This window comes from Paenibacillus sp. JT22N12 (assembly GCF_056269365.1).
The window spans coordinates 71,210-88,520 of the sequence record NZ_JBWDNU010000016.1 but is presented as its reverse complement, the minus strand read 5'-3'; the positions used below and the strand labels follow the sequence as shown (position 1 = coordinate 88,520).

17 protein-coding genes are annotated in these 17,311 nt (G+C 53.2%); 6 read left to right on the top strand and 11 right to left on the bottom strand.

Annotated elements, in window-relative coordinates; genetic code table 11:
• Nucleotides 1-337: 337 nt before the first annotated feature.
• On the top strand, nt 338-1,363 hold the full coding sequence (locus AC0YOA_RS33570) for an ABC transporter substrate-binding protein (protein ID WP_475790288.1): 1,026 nt from the start codon (nt 338-340) through the stop codon (nt 1,361-1,363).
• Between the two features lie 103 nt (nt 1,364-1,466).
• Here AC0YOA_RS33570 and AC0YOA_RS33565 read toward each other — a convergent pair whose 3' ends face one another.
• From AC0YOA_RS33565 to AC0YOA_RS33550, 4 genes are all read right to left on the bottom strand, one after another.
• A complete protein-coding gene (locus AC0YOA_RS33565; RefSeq protein ID WP_475790287.1) occupies nt 1,467-2,231 on the bottom strand; it encodes an exodeoxyribonuclease III in 765 nt (254 codons plus the stop codon).
• A 176-nt stretch (nt 2,232-2,407) separates the two neighbouring features.
• Nucleotides 2,408-3,247 carry a lipoyl protein ligase domain-containing protein gene (locus tag AC0YOA_RS33560; RefSeq protein ID WP_475790286.1) on the bottom strand — a complete coding sequence of 280 codons (840 nt, stop codon included), beginning with the start codon at nt 3,245-3,247 and terminating at the stop codon, nt 2,408-2,410.
• A gap of 139 nt (nt 3,248-3,386) precedes the next feature.
• Nucleotides 3,387-4,073 (bottom strand): Rossmann-fold NAD(P)-binding domain-containing protein, encoded by a 687-nt coding sequence (locus tag AC0YOA_RS33555; protein ID WP_475790285.1) that lies wholly within the window; start codon nt 4,071-4,073, stop codon nt 3,387-3,389.
• A 79-nt stretch (nt 4,074-4,152) separates the two neighbouring features.
• Nucleotides 4,153-4,749 carry a TetR/AcrR family transcriptional regulator gene (locus AC0YOA_RS33550; RefSeq protein ID WP_475790284.1) on the bottom strand — a complete coding sequence of 199 codons (597 nt, stop codon included), beginning with the start codon at nt 4,747-4,749 and terminating at the stop codon, nt 4,153-4,155.
• Between the two features lie 114 nt (nt 4,750-4,863).
• Here AC0YOA_RS33550 and AC0YOA_RS33545 point away from each other — a divergent pair, with 114 nt between their 5' ends.
• Nucleotides 4,864-5,409 (top strand): hypothetical protein, encoded by a 546-nt coding sequence (locus tag AC0YOA_RS33545; RefSeq protein ID WP_475790283.1) that lies wholly within the window; start codon nt 4,864-4,866, stop codon nt 5,407-5,409.
• A gap of 354 nt (nt 5,410-5,763) precedes the next feature.
• Here AC0YOA_RS33545 and AC0YOA_RS33540 read toward each other — a convergent pair whose 3' ends face one another.
• The 6 genes from AC0YOA_RS33540 to AC0YOA_RS33515 form a co-directional block, all read right to left on the bottom strand.
• Nucleotides 5,764-6,312 carry a DUF2812 domain-containing protein gene (locus tag AC0YOA_RS33540; protein WP_475790282.1) on the bottom strand — a complete coding sequence of 183 codons (549 nt, stop codon included), beginning with the start codon at nt 6,310-6,312 and terminating at the stop codon, nt 5,764-5,766.
• Complete coding sequence (locus tag AC0YOA_RS33535; RefSeq protein WP_210046205.1) at nt 6,305-6,655, bottom strand: PadR family transcriptional regulator; 351 nt, start codon at nt 6,653-6,655, stop codon at nt 6,305-6,307. The genes AC0YOA_RS33540 and AC0YOA_RS33535 overlap by 8 nt, the downstream gene beginning before the upstream one ends.
• Before the next feature lie 631 nt (nt 6,656-7,286).
• On the bottom strand, nt 7,287-8,684 hold the full coding sequence (locus AC0YOA_RS33530; RefSeq protein ID WP_475790281.1) for a sulfatase family protein: 1,398 nt from the start codon (nt 8,682-8,684) through the stop codon (nt 7,287-7,289).
• Between the two features lie 106 nt (nt 8,685-8,790).
• Nucleotides 8,791-9,624: a carbohydrate ABC transporter permease gene (locus AC0YOA_RS33525; protein ID WP_475790280.1), complete on the bottom strand. Its 834-nt coding sequence runs from the start codon at nt 9,622-9,624 to the stop codon at nt 8,791-8,793.
• On the bottom strand, nt 9,621-10,499 hold the full coding sequence (locus AC0YOA_RS33520; protein WP_475790279.1) for a carbohydrate ABC transporter permease: 879 nt from the start codon (nt 10,497-10,499) through the stop codon (nt 9,621-9,623). The genes AC0YOA_RS33525 and AC0YOA_RS33520 overlap by 4 nt, the downstream gene beginning before the upstream one ends.
• Before the next feature lie 5 nt (nt 10,500-10,504).
• Entirely contained in the window at nt 10,505-11,857 is a 1,353-nt protein-coding gene (locus AC0YOA_RS33515) for an ABC transporter substrate-binding protein (protein ID WP_475790278.1), read from the bottom strand.
• 307 nt (nt 11,858-12,164) lie between these two features.
• Here AC0YOA_RS33515 and AC0YOA_RS33510 point away from each other — a divergent pair, with 307 nt between their 5' ends.
• Nucleotides 12,165-12,935 carry a response regulator transcription factor gene (locus AC0YOA_RS33510; protein WP_475790277.1) on the top strand — a complete coding sequence of 257 codons (771 nt, stop codon included), beginning with the start codon at nt 12,165-12,167 and terminating at the stop codon, nt 12,933-12,935.
• A complete protein-coding gene (locus AC0YOA_RS33505) occupies nt 12,932-14,713 on the top strand; it encodes a cache domain-containing sensor histidine kinase (RefSeq protein WP_475790276.1) in 1,782 nt (593 codons plus the stop codon). The genes AC0YOA_RS33510 and AC0YOA_RS33505 overlap by 4 nt, the downstream gene beginning before the upstream one ends.
• Before the next feature lie 88 nt (nt 14,714-14,801).
• Here the strand turns inward: AC0YOA_RS33505 and AC0YOA_RS33500 are convergent, their stop codons facing one another.
• Nucleotides 14,802-15,458 (bottom strand): flavodoxin family protein, encoded by a 657-nt coding sequence (locus AC0YOA_RS33500; RefSeq protein ID WP_475790275.1) that lies wholly within the window; start codon nt 15,456-15,458, stop codon nt 14,802-14,804.
• Nucleotides 15,459-15,593: 135 nt separating this feature from the next.
• Here AC0YOA_RS33500 and AC0YOA_RS33495 point away from each other — a divergent pair, with 135 nt between their 5' ends.
• Both AC0YOA_RS33495 and AC0YOA_RS33490 read left to right on the top strand, forming a co-directional pair.
• The gene (locus AC0YOA_RS33495; RefSeq protein ID WP_475790274.1) at nt 15,594-16,448 is read left to right on the top strand and encodes a LysR family transcriptional regulator; all 855 of its coding nucleotides are present in this window, start codon (nt 15,594-15,596) and stop codon (nt 16,446-16,448) included.
• Between the two features lie 115 nt (nt 16,449-16,563).
• Nucleotides 16,564-17,061: a DinB family protein gene (locus AC0YOA_RS33490; RefSeq protein WP_475790273.1), complete on the top strand. Its 498-nt coding sequence runs from the start codon at nt 16,564-16,566 to the stop codon at nt 17,059-17,061.
• Nucleotides 17,062-17,311: the final 250 nt, after the last annotated feature.

Here is a 17,311-nt window from a genome sequence, read left to right as displayed (position 1 = left end):
CCCGGCCTGTTTGTGTTGTCCTTTGCCGACAAAGGGCGGTAAGCCGATTCTTCTTAACCTTATAGCATTTGTTTCACGCCTGTAAATGTCTATAAGGTTTGAGGGAAGAAACTAACTTTGCCGCCAAAGCACGATATGGCCGTTTCTTCCTACGGAAAAAATCTGGCTGCTCATGCGAAGAAATGTTCTGCGTACGCTGCGACAGTTAATCATGTTCCCATAAGGAAAGGTTTGTATTGACAGGAGAAATAGGGTCTGATAACATGCTAAATGATAATGATTCCCATTATCATTTAGTGGCGAATGATTAACTGATGATTACTCCGGGAGGTTTACCATGTTACAGAGAAAGTCGTTTTTTATTACTTCGGCAATCATTATGATGCTGTCCGTGCTCATTACAGCTTGCGGATCAACGAACAGCGAGACGAACGGCGGCGCTGAGCCGAACACACAGGCAGAAGCGAACAAGACCGCAGAGGAAGCAGCGGAAACAGATAAGGAAGAGGAGCCTGCGGCTGCTGAATTCCGTACCTTCGAGACTGATAAAGGGCCAGTGGAGATACCGGTGAAGCCGCTCCGCATCGTGACGGATTATTATGGCGGGGAACTGCTTTCTGTAGGAGCAAATGTGATCGGCATTGAACCGACGACCTTCGACAATCCATTCCTGAAGGATCTGCTGAAGGATGCCAAGGATGTAGGCGCGCCTATCAACTCGGAGAAGGCATTGGAGCTGGCGCCCGATCTCATTGTCGTCATGTACGACGACAGCTACGAAGCGTTATCCAAAATCGCGCCGACGCTGCATATCCCCTTTGGCACCGCAACCAACATTCGGGAGACAGTGAGATTGTTCGGAGACATCGTAGGCGAACCTGAGAAAGCGGAGCAATTCCTTGCGAATTACGAGAAGAAGGCCGAGGAAGGCCGTGCGAAGCTGAAGGGGGTTGTGGATGAGAATGCAACCGTGGGCTTGTACGAGCTGACTGATAAAGGGGAATTGTGGATATTCGGCGACAATGCCGGCCGGGGCGGGCAAGCGGTATACGATGCGCTGAAATTCAAAATGCCGCACAAGGAAAGCTCGGGCGAGCAAACGCTGCAGCTGTCCATGGAGGTGCTGCCGGAATATGCGGCCGACTATATGTTCCTGACGACCTACGATCCCGAGAAGAAAGGGGATCAGCTCAAGAAGCTGAAGGCCTCTGGCGTCTGGTCGGGGCTGGATGCCGCGAAGAACAACCGGATTTTTTATAATGATTATGATACCTTCTACCGTTATGACCCGATCGCCATTGTCGGACAAATTGATCTGATTGCCGATATGCTTATTGAACAAGCCAAGGAGAGTCAAAAGTAAGACTCGCCCTCGTCCCCGATCAAAATGAGAAGGCGACTCCCCGCTAAGCTCAAAGAGCCCCATACCAAGGCAGCCTGCCTCGGATGGGGCTTCTTTGAAAGCTTCAGGCTTGCGTGTCCGCCAGATTCAGAACAACCGGGCAATGGTCGCTTCCTGTAATATCACAGTCGATCTGCGCGTCAAGCAGCTGGCTGCCCAGCCTTGCGGATATCAGGAAATAATCGATCCGCCATCCGACATTGCGCTCTCTCACCTTCGGCATATAGGACCACCAGCTGTAAACATCTGTCCGCTCCGGGTAGAGATGCCGGAAGGTATCGATAAATCCGGCCTCCAGCAGCCGGGTCATCTTGTCACGCTCTTCCGCGGTAAAGCCCGAATTGCCGTGATTGGCTTTGGCATTCTTCAGATCGATCTCCTGATGGGCCACATTCAGATCGCCGCAGACAATAACGGGCTTCTTGGCATCCAGCTCCAGAAGATAGGTCCGGAAGCGGTCTTCCCATTCCAGCCTGTACGGCAGCCGGGTCAGATCGCGCTTGGCATTGGGGGTATAGACATTCACGAGGTAGAAGTCTTCGAATTCCAGGGTAATGATGCGTCCTTCGGGCTCTTCATCCTCCTCCATGCCGTAACGGACCGACAGCGGCTTGATCCGCGTGAATACGGCTGTTCCGGAATATCCTTTCTTAACGGCATAGTTCCAATACTGCGTATAGTCTTCCCCATGATCCAGGCTGATTTGTCCTTCCTGGAGCTTCGTTTCCTGAATGCAAAATATATCGGCTGCCGTTTCCTTGAAATACTCATTGAATCCTTTGTTCACGCACGCTCTCAGGCCATTCACATTCCATGACACCAGCTTCATAATTCCCAGGTCTCCTTGCTGATCGTTAGATGATTGCTTCTACCAGTTTATCATAGAAAGCCGTTCTTCTTATTTCGATTTAGTAGATCTCGGCATTCTTCTCCTTCGTCGCAAGTTAAACAAAGGCCGGGATCACTCATCCAGTGAGAGATTCCCGGCCTTATTCATGCTCTGCTTCAAGGCAGCGCATAACGCTTCTGAAGCTGCGCGCACATCGCCTCCAACGCGTCTGCCTCCGGCATGCGGAAGAGTCCCGCTGGAGCAGCTGTCTCCTGCGGGTTCCGGTTCGCATGGACCGCTTCCTGAACAGCATGCGCGAATACGGCTGATCCGCCGGCTCCGACGACGGATCTTTCCTCCAGGCTGGTCATCCGGTCATCTTCGACCTGCGGATAGGCAGAGGGGGCCGCCCCTGCGGCTGCCCGCGCATAGAAGGCCTGAACCAGCTCTGCGCGTGATCGTCCCGAGCCTTCCACTATAATGAAGGCCTGAATGATGGTGGCGCGAAGCTGCCTGCGCTGGGCAATTCCGCAGAACTTTAATCCCTGGATATGCAGGTCATAATCGCCCGGGCAATAGGAGCCCGCTACCTCGCCCTTATTCGCTTCAGCGCCCAGAGAAGCCACGGCTCTCCGGATCAAGGCGTACATCCGGTCAAAATCGCGGTAAATCCCCTGTCCCTTAATGCCCTCACCAGGCAGGATCAACGAAAGATTCACGACGCCCATGTCCAGCGGAACGGCGGCTCCGCCTGAATGGCGGACAAGCGTCGAATAGCCTTCGCCCGCAAGCCAGCGCACAGCGTTGGCAGCGCCGGGCAAACGGCTGTCCCGGGAGCCGATCACGAAGGCCCGGGGATGCCGCCAGAGATGGCATACCGGCGGGCCGCCATCTCCGGTCTGCCTCCCGATCAGCTCGTCCAGAGCGAAGGGATAGCTTATATCTTGGTCATTCTTTTCATTCGTGCGGTCGAGCAGCACCATGCCGCGGGTCCAATCCCATTCATCCTCGGTCACTGCAAGCTCCCCTGTCCGGTCCTATTTTCCCCATGAAGAGGAATGCTGGCTAACAGGTTTCAGTATAAACAACAAAAAGAGACTCTTCAACCGGATGGAAGAGTCTCTTTTTGCCGCTATGCAAGGAACTTGCCGGCACTCATGGTTTCGCCAGCCGATGAATATCCTCACATTCCAGAATGGACGCATCATAGCCCTTATTTATGGTATGGATCATGGCCATTCCCAGTTCATTCAAGGAAACCGCGTATTTGGGCAAAAACCGCTTCAGGAAGGGATAAAACAAGGACAGGACGGAGTAATAGCCATGCGTGTTTTTCATTCCCTTGATGGGATGGATATAACCTGGGCGGAACATATACGCTTTTTTGAAAGGGAGCTGCAGCAGACGGTTCTCCGTTTTTCCCTTTACCCTGGCCCACATGCTTCTGCCTCTTTCGCTGCTGTCTGTGCCGCTTCCCGAGACGTAGCTGAACACCATATCCGGATTTAGGCGGGCAAGCACACTGGCCGCATGAAGAGTGAGATCATAGGTCAAGCGGCTGTATTTAGCCTCCTTCATACCCGCCGAGGATACGCCCAGGCAGAAGAAACAGGCATTGTACCCGGTTAATTGCGGCTCTATAAGGGACAAGTCAAAGAAATCCTGGTGCAGAATTTCAACAAGCTTGGGATGGGACACGCCGCAGGGCTTGCGGTTGATGACCAGAACGCGTTCCACATCCGGATGCGCTAGACTCACATGCAATACACCTTCTCCAACCATTCCGGTGGCGCCTGTAATAATCACTCGAATGTTGGAGGTATCAGAACGCAGAGGCATCATGTTCTCCTGCTTTCTTTATCGGATTCATCTTATAACTCGCATGTTAAATGATCATTCAATTAAAGTCAAATTGTAATGTTTAAACCGGCTGGAAGAGGCGGTCCAGATGGCCGGAGATAATAGACATCATCTGTGCTTGGCTGAACTGCTCCGGGTAGACGGTATGATGCAGGACCAAACCGTCCACAAGCGCATGGAGCCTGCCCGCCTCGTACTCAGCATCGATGCTTTCCCTGACCAGCTTGCCGGCAATCAGAGAATCGATCATTTGGCGAAAAGCGGCACGAAGCTCGTCATGAACCTCATGACTCAATGCCCGGATTGCAGGATCAGAGATCGCTTTCCCCGCAAAAACCAGCCAAACCTCGGATTCGCAGCGCCGTTCTTCATCAAGAGGTACCAGCTCGGCAATGATCATTTCCATATCAAGCCGCGAATTCCCGCTGAACGGCAGATTTTTAATACGATGGTTTACACGCTGTGAAACAAGCCTCATGGCAAAAGCCAGAAGCTCATCCTGGGTAACAAAATAATGCCGCAGGGATCCAAAGGAAATACCCGTTTCCTCCGCAATCCGGCGGACGGTTGCACCATCCAGGCCATCCCGGCGTATGACCCGCCAAGCGGCTTCGGCAATTTGTTCTTTTCGCTGCTGGTGATTCACAATTTTAGGCATAATTTATTATAACACGGTTGTATTATAAAACAAACGCGGTATAATTTATATCGTACAGTTGTATTAAGAAGAAACAGTCGAAGTCTATATATGTATAAAAAAGGAGAATCAAAGATGATCACTGTCGTTATCATTGGCTGCGAAATTGCATTCTGGATATTTGTGCTGGCCGGACTGGTATGCCGATACATCCTGAAAGCGAAGAGAACAGGCGCCATACTGCTGTATTGTACCCCTGTCATTGATCTCATACTCCTTATTGCTGCCGTCACCGATTTGCGGGGAGGCGCGGAAGCCAGCGCTGCTCACGGTCTGGCTGCCATCTACATCGGCGTCTCCCTGATCTATGGCCACGGGATGATAAAGTGGGCGGATATCCGCTTTGCCCAGCGTTTTGCCAATGGTCCGGCTCCAGTCAAGAGAGTCAAGCATGGAAAGGAGCATGCCAGGAATGAGCGGAAAGGCTGGTTTCAGCACGCGCTTGCCTGGGGAATCGGCTGCGCGATCCTATATGGAATGATTGTGATGGTGAATGCGGGAGACCGGACGGAGGGGCTTATGCAGGTAATTCGGATATGGTCGCTCGTGCTCGCTATAGACTTTGTGATCAGCTTCAGCTACACGTTGTGGCCAAAGGCCCGGAAGGATACTGCCTCTTAATTCACCGATCGGATTGAATGGCGGGCAGAGCAGTTTGTGAGCCAAGCTTCACTTATGAGGCGCAAAGATACCTTGAATTAGCGGGGCGCAGCTGATGTGGAAGCAGCCTGAAAGCCGCGGATTTACTGGACTTGTAAGAAGATATTGCTTTTTTGTAATTCCGAATAATACTAAATGATATCAAGTGTTACTATTTAATAAAGATGATTTTTTCAACAAACGAGAATGGAAAAATCTTGCTTGCTGATCGCTGACATTCGATACCCAGGGTCATTTTCTCTGCCCTCCGCGATGAGGACGGGGGCATCAACGCCAAGCGGAGGGATGTCTGTCAGCTGGCTGTTTGTGGCTCAATTAGGTTCGGTTGACCCTTCTTAATCGGATCATAAGGGATATATACGTCATCAGCACCGGGATGCTGATGACAGCTCCGAGTGCAATCAGGACTCTCAGCGTGTTTGCCAGAGCCAGCGCAGCCTCGTCAATGGATGGAACAAACAGAAGCAGCGCCAGCAGGACGAGCGTCAGGACAGGCGCCAGCAGCAAGGGCCTCATCATCTTGACAGAGCTATTGTACTTCTCGTAATGGGTGTCGTTATCCGTGTAAATCGGCGCAGTTCCCTTCCTGGCGGAAAAGATGTGGATTCGCTCGCTTGAGCAGACCTTGTGCCAGCCTCCAGCTTCGAATAGTTCCACGTAATCAGTCATATCGCGTTCATTCACCTGATTGTAATCCACGCAGTAGGTTAACTGCTGCGGCTCGCTTCGCCGCAGGCGGTATCCAAGGAAAGCAAAGGATTCGAGAATCCATCCCTTGGCCGCCAGGCGGCTCAGTCTGTCCATGTCTCGTTCCTCAGTGAAGGCAAGTCCCCCGGAAGCCATATATTTGTATCGTTTACTCATAACCTGATTCCTCCTTCGAAGAATGTAAAGCTTGCAATCCATGCTGCGCCATGCGGGAGCGGCGCTCAATCTCCTCCGCGACAATTCGCCTGCCTTTCTCCGTAATCATGTAAGTTTTGCGCCTATCGTTATCCTCTTCCTCTGACAGCACGATATATTGGCTTCCCAGCAGCTTTTTGATCAAGGTATAGGCCGTAGCAGGCCCGATAATGACTTCTTTATCCGTCAATTGCTCGATGTAGCTCATAATGCCATATCCATGTCTGGGAGCGAGCACGGACAGCAGAATATAATAGGCGGCATCCGTTAATTGCTCATTATCCAGAGAGTTGCTTCGGGACAAATAAATACCACCCTTCCACTTTTATATCCATAATGGATATATCTATTACGGACATAATAACAAGCCGTTTTGCGGCTGTCAAGCTTCCTTGTGAAAAATGGGCAGCGAAAGCGCGAAAACAGCAATGCAGAGGACGGCGAAGCCGTTTCTTCTGATATTTCTGAGGGAAGAAACTAACTGCGCCGCCAAAGGACGGCACGGCCGTTTCTTCTTAGGATAAAAAAACAAAAGCCGGGCACCGCTCACTGATGGAGGGGAAACCCGGCCTTATTTTGTAACTAGCTTTACCAGAGGCTTTGCAGCGCCTATCCCTCAATCAGGACAAAGGGACCTTTACCGAAAAATTGCCGAGGATCTGGATCGGTTAGTTCTTTCTGGCGGCCAGAAGAAAAAGGCCTCCTGTCAACATGCACAGGAAGCCTGGTAATCAATGTTATTTTTTGCGCCAGGGGAAATGTATAAGAAGGCAGAACAGTGCTGGCTTCCGCTACATATACGGGCCAGGGGCCGTGATCCTAAATCTTCTGGCCATCAAATTGTTGGGCCAATAGCATAGCGAGGCCAGAGTGGCTTAACCATTCTGCGTCATGGACTGCGCTGCAACTACAGCTGCTAAACGACCAGCTGGCTGTCATAAATAAATCTCCGCCTCATCCACTTTCCGCTGGCCGGAGGTTATGGAGGGAGCGTCTCCAATGACCGGCGCCGCTTCTCCTGCCTGCAGCATTCGTCTGATCAGTGTTTCACGGAGATGGTCCGACACCGCGCGGTGGGAATCGAAGCCTGCCAGATTCGTAAGCTCATAGGGATCGGCATACAGATCATATAGAAATTGCTCGATATACCGGTCGGCGGATGCCGCAGGTGGCGCGTCGGTATCCGAGGCTGTTACGCCGTACTTCCAGCGCTGTGTGCGAACCGCCCGACCCGTCTGGGATTCGCTGATCTGCACGAATACTTCGCCGGGCCAATCGCTGCGCCCGCCATTTAGCAGCGGCATGATCGATCCGCCCTGCATATGCCCGGGAACCGGAATACCGGCAGCCGCAAGCAGCGTCGGGGTAAAATCGACCAGACTGACCAGCTCCCTGATCTGGCCGCCTCCAGTAAACCGGCCGCCGTAGAGCGCGGCGGGAACGCGGATAGAGCTTTCGTGGCAGGAGCGCTTATATTCGGAGTTGCGCGTTTTGAAATGCGAGCCGTGGTCGGAAGTAAACAGAATGATGGTGTTCTCCGTCAAATGCAGGCTTCGAAGCGCGTCCCGGATCCGGCCCAAGGCCTCATCCAGGCGCTTCACCATGCCGTAATAGCCGCCAAGCTGCTGATGCGCCGTCCCTCCGAGCGCGGCCAGGTCAGGCGGAGTCCATCTGCCGGTATAGGCATCGCGGTACACATCCGGAGCGGGATAATCGTCCCGGCGGTTCTGATGGTGGGGCTCCAGATAGGACAGGAACAGAAAAAACGGCTTGTCCTTGCGCTTGTCGATAAAGCGCACCGCCGCATCCGTTAGCGCGTCGACGCGGTATCCCGGCAGGCTGACAGGCTGCTCATCGTTGTCATAAAGCAAAGTCTCGTACGCATCCGACGTATGCTCCAGCGCGTCCGCAGCCAGCCAGTAGTTGTAGCCGCCGCGCAGATGCTCCGGCACCGGCTTGTCGCGGGTGACGGCCAGATGCCACTTGCCGATATAGCCGGTGTCGTACCCGGCTTCGTTGAAATAATGGGCGAGCGTCGGCAGGTCCTGACGCAGGGGTATCCCATTGCGGTAGCAGCCGGTCTCGGTGGCATACAGCCCGGTCTGCAGGCTGGAACGGGCCGGCGCGCATACCGGCTGGCATGTGAAGGCATGCTCCAGATGCGTTCCGGAACGGGCCATCTGGTCGAAATTCGGCGTCAGCCCCAGCGGATTGCCGTGCACGCCTGTCGTGTCCCAGCGCTGCTGGTCGGTAAAAAACACAATCACATTCGGCTGCTCTGCCGCTTCTTTTCCGGTTCTGCGGGCAGCAGCGTCCTTTTCAATTTCCGCCACTACGATTCCTCCTAAAAGTTATTGCATGATTAACCTTAAGCATTCCGACCCTGCCGGATGCCCAAGCGACCACTCACTTCGAAAGCGATACTTAAGATCGTCATGTTCAACCCTTCAATCCCGTTGTGGAAATTCCTTCGATAAAATACTTTTGCGCCAGAAAAAAAACGAGCACACAGGGCATAATGGCCACGACGGACATAGCCATCACCTGGTTCCAATGAACCGCCCCTTCATTGTCAAGCGTCATGCGCAGCCCGAGGGAAACGGGGAACTTCGACACGCTGTTGATATAGATCAGGGCGTTGAAAAACTCGTTCCATGTCCATATAAACTGGAAGAGCGCAGCGGTAATCAGAGCCGGCACGGTCAGGGGCACCAGCACCTTGGTCAGAATACCCAGCGAGCCGCACCCGTCCATTACCGCGGCCTCGTCCAGATCCCGGGGAATGCCGCGCAGGAACTGGATCAGCAGAAAGATAAAAAAGGCGTGTACGGCCAGCAGAGCGGGAACGTAGAACGGCAGATACGTGTTGAGCCAGCCGAAGCGGCGGAACAAAATATACCGCGGGACGAGGACGACCGCATCAGGCAGCATCAGAGTCGAGATCATCAGGGCGAACAGGAGCCGCTTCAGCGGAAAGCGGAAACGGGCAAATCCGTACGCCACAAGTATGCTGGACAGCACGGTCAGCACCACTACCGGAATGACCAGAATCAGCGTATTGCGGAAAAAAACGCCAAAATTATTCGCGCCGATACCCATCCAGCCCTTGCTGTAAGAATCCCATACAAAAGATGACGGCACAAGGCCGATCGAGGAAAATACTTCGGCGTTCGGCTTGAACGATGCCGACACAAGCCAGATCAAGGGATAGACAAACAAAATGCCGAATACCGACAGCAGCAGAACGACTGTCGTATTTCGCCGCAGCGTCACAACCGCCCACCCCCGTCCTCATAATACGTCCAGCGGCCCGAAAGCTTCATCAGGACGTAGGTAACCGTCAGAATAATAAGGAACAAAATCCACGACAAAGCGGAAGCGTACCCCATTTTGAAATAATGAAAGGCGTTATCATACAGCATCAGTCCGTACAGGTATGTCGATTTCACGGGTCCCCCGCCCGTTATGACGAATGCGGCGGTAAACTGCTGGAAGGCGCCGATCGTCTGCATCACGAGGTTGAACAAAATAACGGGTGTAAGCAAAGGCAGCGTGATATGAAAAAACATGCCAACCCTCGAAGAGCCGTCTACTCTTGCCGCCTCGTACAGCTCCTTCGGAACCTGCTTCAGGCCGGCCAGGAAAATAATCATGGACGAGCCGAATTCCCAGACCGGCAGCAGCGCGATCGTAAATAAGGCAAGCTTCGGATCGCCAAGCCAATTGACAGGGGGAATGGAAGCCGCCGCAAGCGCATGATTGACCAGTCCGTCGCGCATGAACAGAAACTTCCATAACACGGACACGGCGATACTGCCGCCCAGAATGGATGGCAGATAATAGATTGTCCGGAACCAGGCGATTCCCCGTACCGGCAAATTCAGCACAAGCGCCACCAGCAGGGCGAATATCAGCTTCGCCGGAACGGCCATCGCCACATAGATGGCCGTGGCCTTCAATGATTTGATGAAATCGGGATCTTTGGTGAAGATCCCGATGTAGTTTTGCAAGCCCACCCACTCAGGGGGACGGATCATGCTGTAATCCGTGAACGAATAAAACAGCGACGCGCCAAACGGATAAAGCGTCAATACGAGGAAGCCGATCAGCCAGGGACTTATATAGACCAGTCCGATATATTTCTTCATTGTCTCTATTTAATATCCTTCAGTTTTTCCGTCATTCTGTCCATCAGCTCCCGGGCCGCCTGCTCCGGCGTTATCCCGCCGAACCCGACCTGCTGCAGATAGTCCGTCGCCAGATCCGACAGCTCCTGATTGCCGCTGATGCCGTTCACGGGATCCCCTGGCTTGGCCAGCGCCAGCTTGACTGCTTTGGCGACCGTCGGGTCAATTTTATTGTTCTGGACCAGCAGCTCCGAATTGCTCTCCACCGGCGGTACGCTGTAGACGTCGCCCAGAATAAGCGCGGCTTCGGGGTCGGTCAGCAGCCAGCTCGCGAATTTGGCGGCTTCCTCCGGATGCTTGGAGGCTTTATTGATGGCCAGCGGATTGCTTGGATTGACGAGCACAGCTGAAGTCTTCGCATTCGCGGGAATCGGATATGTCGTGACGTCGATATTCGGAATGACCGATTTCAACGCGACCAGCGTGGAGGCGAGGCCGAAGCTGAGGCCAATATTGCCTTTTTGCCATGCGGTATTCTGCGTGATATCCGGGTACAGACTGCTCTCTGCCAGAGGCTCAAGCACGCCGTCGTCCAGCAGCTTCTTGTAATACGCCAGCGCGTCGGTCAGCACAGCCTGATCAAAGCCGAGCGTCTTGTCGTCCTGAATCCACTGCTTGTTTGTTTGCTGGCGGACGTAAGGCTGCAGAAATCCGCGGACATCCAACGATGCCAGCAGATAGGCGTCCGGATCCTGCTGGTGAACCTTCCTGCCGATTTCGTCAATTTTCGCCCAATCCCAGTTCGTGTCCTCGGGAATGCCGAATTTCTTGAAGAAATCCTTGTTGTAGGCGATCACCATGCCGTTGACGCCCATCGGCAGACCTACGAGCTTCTGATCAAACACCGTATACTTATTCAGAAAATCGGGATCAAACGCATCCAGATTGATGTTTTGCTTCTGGGAATAAAGATCAAGCACCAGATTGCCCTTAACGGCGATATCATCGATCCAGTCAACCGACAGCGGCGTCAGATCAGGCGCGGTTCCGCCCGAGAGCTGAGTCACAAGCTTCTGGTAATAACCGTCAAATCCGCTGTATTCCGGCTCAATCGTAATGTTCGGATTCTTCTTCGTATACGCGTCGATGGCTGCCAGCAGCGCTTTATGCCGGTCCTCCGAGCCCCACCAGGCAAATCTCAGCGTCACCTTTTCGTTAGACTGTCCCGCGTCATCCGCCTGTGTTGCATTGCCCGTCTGGGCCGGATTGCCGGCAGCGTTTGTCCCGTTTTCGTTTGCTCCCGTGCCACAGCCCGAAAGCGCGGTCGTCAACAATAATATGAAGCTTATAAGACTTATCAGTTTAATCGGATTTCTCATTGCAGGTTTCCTCCCCTTTGTCTGTTCATGCCTATATTCAAATATAAGCGGAATACTCGGAAATAAAAAGATGTGCTTCTTGGTATTTGGTATCACTCGCGGGCCATTTGGTGTTGAAAGGTATCCTGAACCGGGATCGCACCATCTGCGGAGAATTTATCCCGATTCCGCAGGCGATAAGCGAAGGCAAACGCCGCCTGATGCAATTTTTCTGTACAAGATCCGAAAAGTCCGCTATCCTTTTTAATATATCCGATAGGATTACTCTTATTTAAAGAGGCTTGTATTCTGCAGGAGATGAGCGATAATGTACAAACTTGTATTGGTGGACGATGAAGTCGAAATCCGCAGCGGATTGGCGCAATATTTTCCCTGGAATCAACTCGGGTTTACGATTGCGGGGACGTTCGGGAATGGACGCGAGGCGCTCGATTATATTTTGGCGCATCCCGTGGATGTTCTGCTGTGCGACATTGCCATGCCGGTGATGGACGGACTTGAGCTTGCCAGAACACTTCATGAGAGCGGCCGCCGCATCCGCATCGTACTGCTCAGCGCCCACAAAGAATTCGAATATGCCAGAAAGGCCCTGGCTTATGATGTGAGGAGTTATATTGTCAAGCCTACCGGCTTCGAGGAGCTGTACGGCGAGTTTTCGAAAATCCGGTCAGAGCTGGATGAAGCAGCAGCGGCACAGCCGCATGACGGCGGACTGTCTGATTCAGACAACGGCGGTTCCTTTCACGAGAAAGTGATCGAAACGATAAAGCGGTATGTGGAGCAGCATTATGCCGAAGCGTCCCTGGATGAGGCGGCGCGGCTCGTGAGAATGAATCCGGACTATGTCAGCAAGTTTTTCAAAACGAGGACGGGCCGGAATTTCTCGGATTATATCGTGGAGGTCCGGATGAACAAAGCGGCCGAGCTGCTGCGGGACATCCGCTACAAAACGTTTGAAATCAGCGAAATGGTCGGCTACAGCTATCCCAAAAATTTCACCCGCACCTTCAGAAAATATTTCGGCATGAGCCCCCGGGAATACCGTAATGGCCGGGAACAAGAAAGAAGCCCCGAATGAGGACCCGGTTTTTTATTAAAAATCTGCTGCTGTTCCTGTTTCCCCTCCTGATCCCGGTCATCATTCTGGGCACATTGTCGATTGTCGTCACCAAGCAGTATATTCAGGGCGAAATCAATAAAAACAATCTGGTTTTGTTCAATCAGATCGACCGCAATATGGAGCTTATCGTGGACGAAATGAATTCGCTGAACGTCAGTCTGGGCAACTCGGAGGTCGTCTTCAGACTGGGAGAGATCATGCGCACCCAGACCCTGACGCTGGAAAATCTGCGGCTGATGAAGACGATGCTCAACTACATCAACGGCCCCTCCAACGCCAAGCCGTATATGGAGTCGATCTATGTCTATGTCAACAATCCCTATCGCCAGTTCCTGGCAAGCGGCGAGGGGCTGGTCCGGCTGCAGGGATTTAATGATCCCTCATGGATGGACAGCTTTGCCGCGCATCCGGATCGGACGGCCATATGGACGGAATCCAGGAGGATCAGGCGTTATTCGTTCGAAGCGCCGGTCGCCGTCACGACCTTGTATCAGAATCTGGTGTCGAATGTGCAGGATCGTCCGAGCGGCGTTATCGTGCTCAACATTGATACCGGTTGTATCGAAAAGCTGCTTGCCGACATGACGACTTATCCTGATCAGCAAATTTTTGTTATGGACGAAAGCGGCAGTCCTGTCTTTCAGACGCATACCCAGACCGGTTCCCCGATTCCGGATATCGGCCGGATTCCTTATTCGGACCACTCCGCCAATTGGAAAACGGGAGGGACGACATATCTGGTCTCCCAGTTTAAGGCAAAGTCCGGATGGACCTACATCTCGGTGACGCCGAGGCTGTCGCTCAACCGGATTCCGTTCCAGCTTAGCGCGCTCACTGTGTTTTTCGTCCTGCTGTCCTTTGTATTGGGACTTGCCCTGACCTGGCTGCTGACGCAGCGCAGCGTCAGACATATCCGCCGCATTATCGAGCTTATCCAGCATGCGGAGACTGGCGCGCCGCTGCCCGAAGCCGATTCCGCCCGCAAGACGGACGAATACGGCTATATCGCGCAGAGGATTATCAAAAATTTTATCGAGCGTCATTACCTGAGTGCGCAGCTCGCGGAAAAAAAATATAAGCTCCGGACGGCCGAGCTGCTGGCGCTGCAGGCCCAGATCAATCCCCATTTCCTGTTCAACACGCTGGAAACGATCTATTGGAAGGTGCTGGGCCTGACGGGCAAGTCAAACGAGGCCAACCGGATGCTGGAGAATCTGTCGGCGCTGCTCAAATATTCGCTGGACACGCCCAATGAGATCGTGCCGCTGGCGCAGGAAATCGAGTCCGCCAAAACCTATATCCGAATCCAGCAGATCAGGTACAAGGACCGGTTTGAAGCCGTCTGGCAGTATGATTTCGAGGAGCTTCAGGATGCCGGCATAGCCAGACTGCTGCTGCAGCCGCTCATCGAGAACTGCATGAGCCATGGGCTCCGGGAGCAGGAGGTCAAGCTGCGGATCAAAATCAAGCTGGCGCGCCTGCCCGGCCATATCCGCATTGCCGTCATCGATGACGGGCCAGGGATGGATGCTGCGATTCTGCAGGAGGTGCGAAGCCGTCTCGAATCGGAGGAAGAGGTATACCGTCATATCGGATTGGTCAACACCGACAAACGGATCAAGCTGACGTACCAATCCGCCGAGGGTCTGACGATTCGCAGCAAACGACGCTGGGGAACCGTCATTACGATGGCCATTCCGCTGCAGCGGCCGGACGGGGGCGGGGAGCCTGAATGAAGCGTTCCCCGTTATCGTCGGCTTTCCGGAAGGCAGGAGCTTGCGAAGCGCCGCCCGAGCATAACCTGAAGATGAAGCTTTATGAAGGTCAGCGGGATGGCCAAACCTCTCCGCTTCTTGGGGTATCATGGCGGAAATCGGAATATTTGCGCTCCAGGATCTCACGCCCAAGCTGCTCGGCGGCAGACACGGGGGAACTCGGGTCGCGCGTTACCTCGCCGCGGCTGTTGCCAAAGCCGCGGACAACACCTGCAAATTCAGAACGGGTATAACGGGAAAACTCCTGAATCTGATGAATGATGCCGAGCGACGCACCCGGATACGTTTCCTCGGAGGCAAGAACGAGACCGATCCGCTTGCGGGTCATTCCCTCGGCGACCTGGACGGATTCCGGGTGCGAGGCTGCATAATAGCAGAATGTACGGTCGAAAAAGGATTTCATCTGGCCGGACAAGCCGTACCAATAGATGGGCGAGCAGAAAATCACGCCCTGCGCGGGAAGGAACTCGTCGATGAACAGAGAACGGAAGCTGTCGTTAATGGAGCATTCGCCGCTTGGAAGACGGCAGGTCCGGCAGTCGCGGAGAAAGCTGGAAATATAGTCGTCAACGAAGCGGAGCTGAACCTGCGTACCCGCTTCCTCCGCACCGCGTTGAACGGCGGCGGCAAGTGCCGCTGAATTCCCGTCGCGCCGAGGGCTGCCGACAAGAATAAGCAGTTTTGGTGATTCGGTCAATGTATTCATTTCTTTTTCCCCTTTGCTCTTCGATTTGCCTATCCGTATGGCTGATTTCATTGTAAACAAGGATTTTCATATCGTATAATGATTGATATTCATATTCCTATCATTATTTTTGATATCAAATCGGAGGATCTGCTCATGGAATTGACTGACCTTAACGTTTTTAACATAACCGCTGAGGAGGGCAGCATATCCCGCGCGGCTGAGCGGCTGCTGTACGTGCAGTCCAATGTCACGGCGCGGATTCGCAAATTGGAGTCTGAGCTCGGGGTTGCGCTGTTTCACCGGCATTCCAAGGGCGTTGTTCTTACGGAGAAAGGAGTCCTGTTTCGGGAGTATGCCCACAGGATTCTGAGCCTGTCCCAGGAAGCGGTAAATGTCGTTCAGGAGACATCTTATCCGAGCGGCCCGCTGGCTATTGGAGTTGTGGAGACCGTAACCTGCGGCAATTTCATGAATGCCCTGTCTGACTTTCAAACCAGCTATCCCGATGTCTCGCTGTCGTTATCGACCGGGAACCCTTCGGAACTGCTTGCAAAAGTGGTGAACCACCAGCTGGATGGAGCGTTCATTACCGGTGAAATAAAGTCATCCAGGCTGGTATTCGAATACAGCATGCAGGATGAAATCAAGCTGCTTACCAAGCATACGCTGGAGGGTGATCCCGACTTATCGGGTATGAAATGGGCGGTTTCTCCACGGGGCTGCCCCTTTCGGGCGATTTTGGAAGAGTGGCTGTACAGAGAAGGGATTCCACTTGTGAATATGATCGAGATCGGTTCGCTAGAAACGCTGCTGAGCTGCGTGCGGTCCGGACTTGCTTCCACGCTGCTGCCGGAAGCCGTCTTGGCAGGAGAGTATGCGGTTCTGCGCAGCAGCCCCATTCCAGAGGATTTCCGGTATATCCAAACGAGCCTGGTCCGCCGCGATGACCGGTATTCCAGTAAAGCCTTTGCCGCCTTCGTGGAGCTCATTAAAGAAAATGGCTTGTAATCCTGCCCAGCGCCTGATCGCCGGAAGGCATCCATATTGCTTGACTGACTGCAGCTGTCAGTGAAGGCTCTGTATAGTTAGCGGTGTAAGGAAATTGGAACCGGAGGGATCGGATATGTTTACAAAAATCGATGATTTTGTGCAGGAATTCGAAATGGAGTCTGCTGTCACCATGCGGGTTCTGGATTCGCTTACCGATGAATCGCTGACACAAGCCGTTTCGGCAAATCAGCGTACTTTAGGCCAGATTGCCTGGCATCTCGTAGGCTCCATTTACTACATGACCTATCTTGGATTATCCTTTGACGAGCCTTTGGAGGATAATGGCGCGCCTGCCTCGGCGGCAGAGATTGCCGGTGAATACCGCCGTATCGGACAAGCCATGCTGCGCGCGGTAAGAAGCCAATGGACCGACGAATCCCTTGCTCAGGTGGTTAATATTGCAGGCGAGGATTGGCAGAACGGCGCTTCTTTACGGTATTCGCTGCGGCATGAGATTCACCATCGCGGCCAAATGACGGTCCTGATGCGTCAAGCCGGTTTGCGCGTTCCCGATGTGCTGGGCCCGACTCGCGATGACTGGATTGATAAAGGAATGGAGCCTTATGCCTGATGGAACAAGAGCGCCCCTCGCGAGGCGCTCTTTCCTTTTCGTTACCAGTACGGCAACTCTCCGAAAAAAAACATACAACCCCATGATTGGAGTCGGTGTTTGCATGAACCGATTCAGTTTGCGCCTGCATTCATGTAAGCACGATGCCTGAGTCCAATAAAGCAGCCCCAATATGCCTGCCATGCCATTCGTCGACAGTGTAATCCTGCTTGGCGGTTGGCAGGTAGGTAGAAACGTTATTAACGATAGA